2 tRNA genes and 3 rRNA genes are annotated in these 6,074 nt (G+C 54.1%); all 5 read right to left on the bottom strand.

Annotated features, from left to right (window positions below):
- Positions 1-27: 27 nt before the first annotated feature.
- The 5 genes from rrf to H6G16_RS12870 all read right to left on the bottom strand — a co-directional run bounded on the left by rrf (position 28) and on the right by H6G16_RS12870 (position 5,486).
- Positions 28-144, bottom strand: a 5S ribosomal RNA gene (gene rrf / locus H6G16_RS12850).
- 110 nt (positions 145-254) lie between these two features.
- Positions 255-3,130: ribosomal RNA gene (locus H6G16_RS12855) — 23S ribosomal RNA — on the bottom strand.
- A gap of 460 nt (positions 3,131-3,590) precedes the next feature.
- Positions 3,591-3,663 (bottom strand) — tRNA-Ala (locus tag H6G16_RS12860).
- 9 nt (positions 3,664-3,672) lie between these two features.
- Positions 3,673-3,746 (bottom strand) — tRNA-Ile (locus tag H6G16_RS12865).
- A 255-nt stretch (positions 3,747-4,001) separates the two neighbouring features.
- Positions 4,002-5,486 (bottom strand): 16S ribosomal RNA (locus H6G16_RS12870).
- The 16S, 23S and 5S rRNA genes sit together here with 2 tRNA genes alongside, the layout of an rRNA operon.
- Between the last annotated feature and the right edge of the window lie 588 nt (positions 5,487-6,074).

The raw sequence follows: 6,074 nt of genomic DNA on the forward strand, positions 1-6,074 counted from the left end.
ATCTGACTTGCTTGGAATGAATGTTTTACCTGGCATCGAGCTATTTTCTCAGGGGGCTACCCCCCAAATATCGTCGCCGCTGCAGCGTTTCACAACCGAGTTCGAGATGGATCGGAGTGGTTCCACTGCGCCATGGACACCAGGATAGTTCATTCCCAGGCTGAACCCTGAGAACTGCATAGATTAGAACCCCACAAACCCTTTCAGGCTTGCGTTGAACTTCTGGAAATAAGCTTTTGTTTAGAGCTCGAGTTGTGGTCAAGCCCTCGGTCTATTAGTACTCCTCTGCTTCACACATTACTGCGCTTCCACATAGAGCCTATCAACGGGTGTTCTTCCCGTGACCTTACTGGCTAACGCCATGGGAATACTCATCTTGAGGTGGGCTTCCCACTTAGATGCTTTCAGCGGTTATCCTCTCCGCACATGGCTACCCAGCGTTTACCGTTGGCACGATAACTGGTACACCAGAGGTGCGTTCCTCCCGGTCCTCTCGTACTAGGGAGAACTCCTCTCAATATTCCTGCGCATGCACCGGATATGGACCGAACTGTCTCACGACGTTCTGAACCCAGCTCGCGTACCGCTTTAATGGGCGAACAGCCCAACCCTTGGGACCGACTTCAGCCCCAGGTTGCGATGAGCCGACATCGAGGTGCCAAACCTCCCCGTCGATGTGAACTCTTGGGGGAGATCAGCCTGTTATCCCTAGAGTAACTTTTATCCGTTGAGCGACGGCCCTTCCACGCAGAACCGTCGGATCACTAAAGCCGAGTTTCCTCCCTGTTCGACTTGTAGGTCTCACAGTCAAGCCTGCTTCTGCTTTTACACTCGTCGGCTGATTTCCAACCAGCCTGAGCAGACCTTTGCGCGCCTCCGTTACCTTTTAGGAGGCGACCGCCCCAGTCAAACTGCCCACCTGATACTGTCCAGTCCCCGGATAACGGGTGACTGTTAGAACCCTAGCTCTGAAAGAGTGGTATCTCACCGTTGGCTCACATCGACCCGCAAGCCGATGATCAAAGCCTCCCACCTATCCTGCGCATTCAGAGCCCGGGCACAATACCAAGCTACAGTAAAGCTTCATAGGGTCTTTCTGTCCGGGTGCACGTAGTCCGCATCTTCACAGACAATTCTATTTCGCCGAGCCTCTCTCCGAGACAGCGCCCAGATCGTTACGCCTTTCGTGCGGGTCGGAACTTACCCGACAAGGAATTTCGCTACCTTAGGACCGTTATAGTTACGGCCGCCGTTCACCGGGGCTTCAGTCGCCAGCTTCGCTTGCGCTGACCAGCTTCCTTAACCTTCCGGCACTGGGCAGGCGTCAGCCCCCATACATCGTCTTGCGACTTAGCGGAGACCTGTGTTTTTGGTAAACAGTCGCCTGGGCCTCTTCACTGCGACCACCTTGCGGTGGCACCCCTTCTCCCGAAGTTACGGGGCCATTTTGCCGAGTTCCTTAGAGAGAGTTACCTCGCGCCCCTCGGTATTCTCTACCACCCCACCTGTGTCGGTTTCGGGTACAGGCCATGATGCCTTAACGGGTATAGGGCTTTTCTTGGAAGCTTGACGTCACCAACTTCGCTGCCGTAGCAGCTCGCACTCACGCCTCAGCTCAAACCGTTTTCGCCGGTTCTCAACGCCTCGAACGCTTGGACCAGTAACCAACATCTGGCTTGGCTAGCCTTCTCCGTCCCCCTTCCCAAAACATCACAGGTACAGGAATGTTGACCTGTTGTCCATCGACTACGCCTTTCGGCCTCGCCTTAGGTCCTGACTAACCCTCCGCGGACGAGCCTGCCGGAGGAACCCTTAGGGTTTCGGGGCATGGGATTCTCACCCATGTTTTCGCTACTCAAGCCGACATTCTCACTTCCATGCAGTCCACGCCCGCTTACGCTAACGCTTCACCCCACATGGAACGCTCCCCTACCATTTAACAAGTTAAATCCGCAGCTTCGGTACAATGCTTAGCCCCGTTCATTTTCGGCGCAGGATCGCTCGACCAGTGAGCTATTACGCACTCCTTTGAGGATGGCTGCTTCTAGGCAAACCTCCTGGTTGTCTGGGCAATCCCACCTCCTTTATCACTCAGCATTGATTTGGGGACCTTAGCTGGCGGTCTGGGCTGTTTCCCTTTCGACCATGGAGCTTATCCCCCACAGTCTGACTGCCTAGTTACACACAGGGTATTCAGAGTTCGTCTCGATTTGGTACCGCTCTCGCAGCCCGCACCGAAACGGTGGCTTTACCCCCCTGCTGGAGCACTAGACGCTACGCCTCAACGTATTTCGGGGAGAACCAGCTAGCTCCGGGTTCGATTGGCATTTCACCCCTAACCACAGCTCATCCGCTGATTTTTCAACATCAGTCGGTTCGGACCTCCACTTGGTATCACCCAAGCTTCATCCTGGCCATGGTTAGATCACCCGGGTTCGGGTCTATAAACACTGACGATCGCCCTATTCAGACTCGCTTTCGCTATGGCTCCACCATTCCCGGTTTAACCTGCCAGTGCCTATAAGTCGCCGGCTCATTCTTCAACAGGCACACGGTCACCCGATCAGTCGGGCTCCCATTGCTTGTAAGCTCACGGTTTCATGTTCTATTTCACTCCCCTCCCGGGGTTCTTTTCACCTTTCCCTCGCGGTACTGTTGCGCTATCGGTCACACAGGAGTACTTAGCCTTACGAGGTGGTCCTCGCAGATTCACACGGAATTTCACGTGCTCCGTGCTACTCGGGATACAGCTAGGCCAACTTTGTTTTCGAATACGGGGCTTTCACCCTCTGTGGCGCGCCATTCAAACGCTTCTTCTAACTCCGTTGGTCCACGTTGCTGTCCCACAACCCCGATGGTCGAAACCATCGGTTTAGGCTCTTCCCCGTTCGCTCGCCGCTACTCAGGGAGTCGTTTTTACTTTCCTTTCCTCCAGCTACTAAGATGTTTCAGTTCGCTGGGTTGGCTCGTTCCGCCCTATGGATTCAGGCGGCCGTTCTAGGGGTTGCCCCATTCGGAAATTCCCGGATCAAAGCGTGTTTCCAGCTCCCCGAGACTTATCGCAGGTAACCACGTCCTTCATCGCCTCTGTGTGCCAAGGTATCCACCGTGAGCCCTTTGTAGCTTGACCAAATTAAACTCCCAGTCCTTCAGGCTGTTGAGGCCTATTCTCTCTGGATTCACCTGCAACTAAAACCTGATTTCTCAAGTCGCTCGCTACGGTTTGAATGCCAGGATCAAACTCCTAAACCCTCGGCGGGCTCAGAAGAAAACTGGAAGCTCTCGGCTCTAAAAACTCAATAGAATTTTCTTGATTTCAATCCAAGCTCTCTCCATTGCTGGACATCACTTGGCCTAAAATCAAGCATCCATGAGATGCTTTATTTCCAGACTCACCTATGCAGTTGTCAAGGTTCTGCTGATCCTGCAATGCTTCCTGTCTCCAGAACGCATTGAGTCCAGCATCGTGACAACTTGATTCTTCATCAAGAATGACACGAGGCTGGAGTCAATCTGACTCAGCGTCAACCATCTAAATCACCTCACCAGCAACTCCTTTTCATTCGCTGCTTGGGGCACACATCATTGGATGGAGGTTAGCGGACTCGAACCGCTGACATCCTGCTTGCAAAGCAGGCGCTCTACCAACTGAGCTAAACCCCCAAACACGAATGGGCCATCCTGGACTTGAACCAGGGACCTCACCCTTATCAGGGGTGCGCTCTAACCACCTGAGCTAATGGCCCAGGAGTTGTTGCCGCATCCAGCTCGCCTTTCGGCTTGCCAGTTTTGCATTCGCATTTCTGCTCATGCTCTCGGCTTTACCCTCTGTGGGGTGACCTAGACAAAGTTTAGGAACTGAAATTGATGGTTAAGTCTCTAAACTGATTTCTCAGCTCTTCTCTTACCCTCAAGTTGAGGTACCGATCGACCTTCGAGATGACAGGATCATGGCCTGAGAATAAAGTACTCAGACATCACGATCAGGTATTGTCTCCCTGTTAGGAGGTGATCCAGCCGCACCTTCCGGTACGGCTACCTTGTTACGACTTCACCCCAGTCATCAGCCCCACCTTCGGCATCCTCCTCCACAAGGGTTGGAGTAACGACTTCGGGCGTGGCCAACTTCCATGGTGTGACGGGCGGTGTGTACAAGGCCCGGGAACGTATTCACCGCAGTATGCTGACCTGCGATTACTAGCGATTCCTCCTTCACGTAGGCGAGTTGCAGCCTACGATCTGAACTGAGCCACGGTTTATGGGATTTGCTAGCTCTCGCGAGTTTGCTGCCCTTTGTCCGTAGCATTGTAGTACGTGTGTAGCCCAGGATGTAAGGGGCATGATGACTTGACGTCATCCACACCTTCCTCCGGTTTATCACCGGCAGTCTCTCTAGAGTGCCCAACTAAATGCTGGCAACTAAAGACGTGGGTTGCGCTCGTTGCGGGACTTAACCCAACATCTCACGACACGAGCTGACGACAGCCATGCACCACCTGTCACTGCGTTCCCGAAGGCACTCCCTCGTTTCCAAGGGATTCGCAGGATGTCAAACCCTGGTAAGGTTCTTCGCGTTGCATCGAATTAAACCACATACTCCACCGCTTGTGCGGGCCCCCGTCAATTCCTTTGAGTTTCACACTTGCGTGCGTACTCCCCAGGCGGAACACTTAACGCGTTGGCTACGACACCGAGGGGGTCGATTCCCCCGACACCTAGTGTTCATCGTTTACGGCCAGGACTACAGGGGTATCTAATCCCTTTCGCTCCCCTGGCTTTCGTCCATGAGCGTCAGTTATGGCCCAGCAGAGCGCCTTCGCCACTGGTGTTCTTCCCGATATCTACGCATTTCACCGCTACACCGGGAATTCCCTCTGCCCCTACCACACTCTAGTCTTACAGTTTCCATCGCTGAAATGGAGTTAAGCTCCACGCTTTAACGACAGACTTGTAAGACCGCCTGCGGACGCTTTACGCCCAATAATTCCGGATAACGCTTGCCACTCCCGTATTACCGCGGCTGCTGGCACGGAATTAGCCGTGGCTTATTCATCAAGTACCGTCAGATCTTCTTCCTTGATAAAAGAGGTTTACAGCCCAGAGGCCTTCATCCCTCACGCGGCGTTGCTCCGTCAGGCTTTCGCCCATTGCGGAAAATTCCCCACTGCTGCCTCCCGTAGGAGTCTGGGCCGTGTCTCAGTCCCAGTGTGGCTGATCATCCTCTCAGACCAGCTACTGATCGAAGCCTTGGTAGGCCTTTACCCTACCAACTAGCTAATCAGACGCGAGCTCATCCTCAGGCGAAATTCATTTCACCTCTCGGCATATGGGGTATTAGCGGCCGTTTCCAGCCGTTATCCCCCTCCTGAGGGCAGATTCTCACGCGTTACTCACCCGTCCGCCACTAACCCGAAGGTTCGTTCGACTTGCATGTGTTAAGCACGCCGCCAGCGTTCATCCTGAGCCAGGATCAAACTCTCCGTTGTAGTTCAAACCCTCTTGGCGCTCCTTCTCAGGCTCGCCTCAGTTCGAATTGCTAACCACCTCCAAGCACCCACTGGCGCAGGCCTTGCAGTTGGAGCCCCTTCCTCTGACAGAAGGTTGCAAAGAGTGCATTCAGAAATTTCTTTCCTCTTGACTTTCCCGAATCTCAGATCCGGTCGCGCTCGCCTCTCCTATCGGCACACCAGCTCCTGTTCCCTCGTGAGAAGGAAACACAAGCCAACCAACAGGCGCGTCACGCTTTGTTTCTTTTGACGGGACCTCACACCTTCACTGCTCTGTTCGTCACACACCGATTCCTCAGCTTCCCCGCCAGCTCCAACACCCTCCCTCTCAGGCGGTGCAGGCTCCCAGCTTCGGTGTGACGCAGTGAAAGCGTCAGTTCCTAAACTTTTCGGTTGTCCAGGTGCTTCCGCTTCCCTCCCCCTCTCGGAGGCTCTCGGCGAAACGCCGCCTCTCGGCGACTCAGAAAACTTACAACACCGTCGGCTCGCGCCTCCTTCTGTCGTAAGCCTGCTCGCTCAGGTCTCCCTTCCGCGCGCAGTCCAAAAACATAACACCTCAGTGCCCCC

The sequence above is a fragment of the Cyanobium sp. FACHB-13342 genome (assembly GCF_014697415.1).
Lineage (GTDB): Bacteria > Cyanobacteriota > Cyanobacteriia > PCC-6307 > Cyanobiaceae > Cyanobium_A.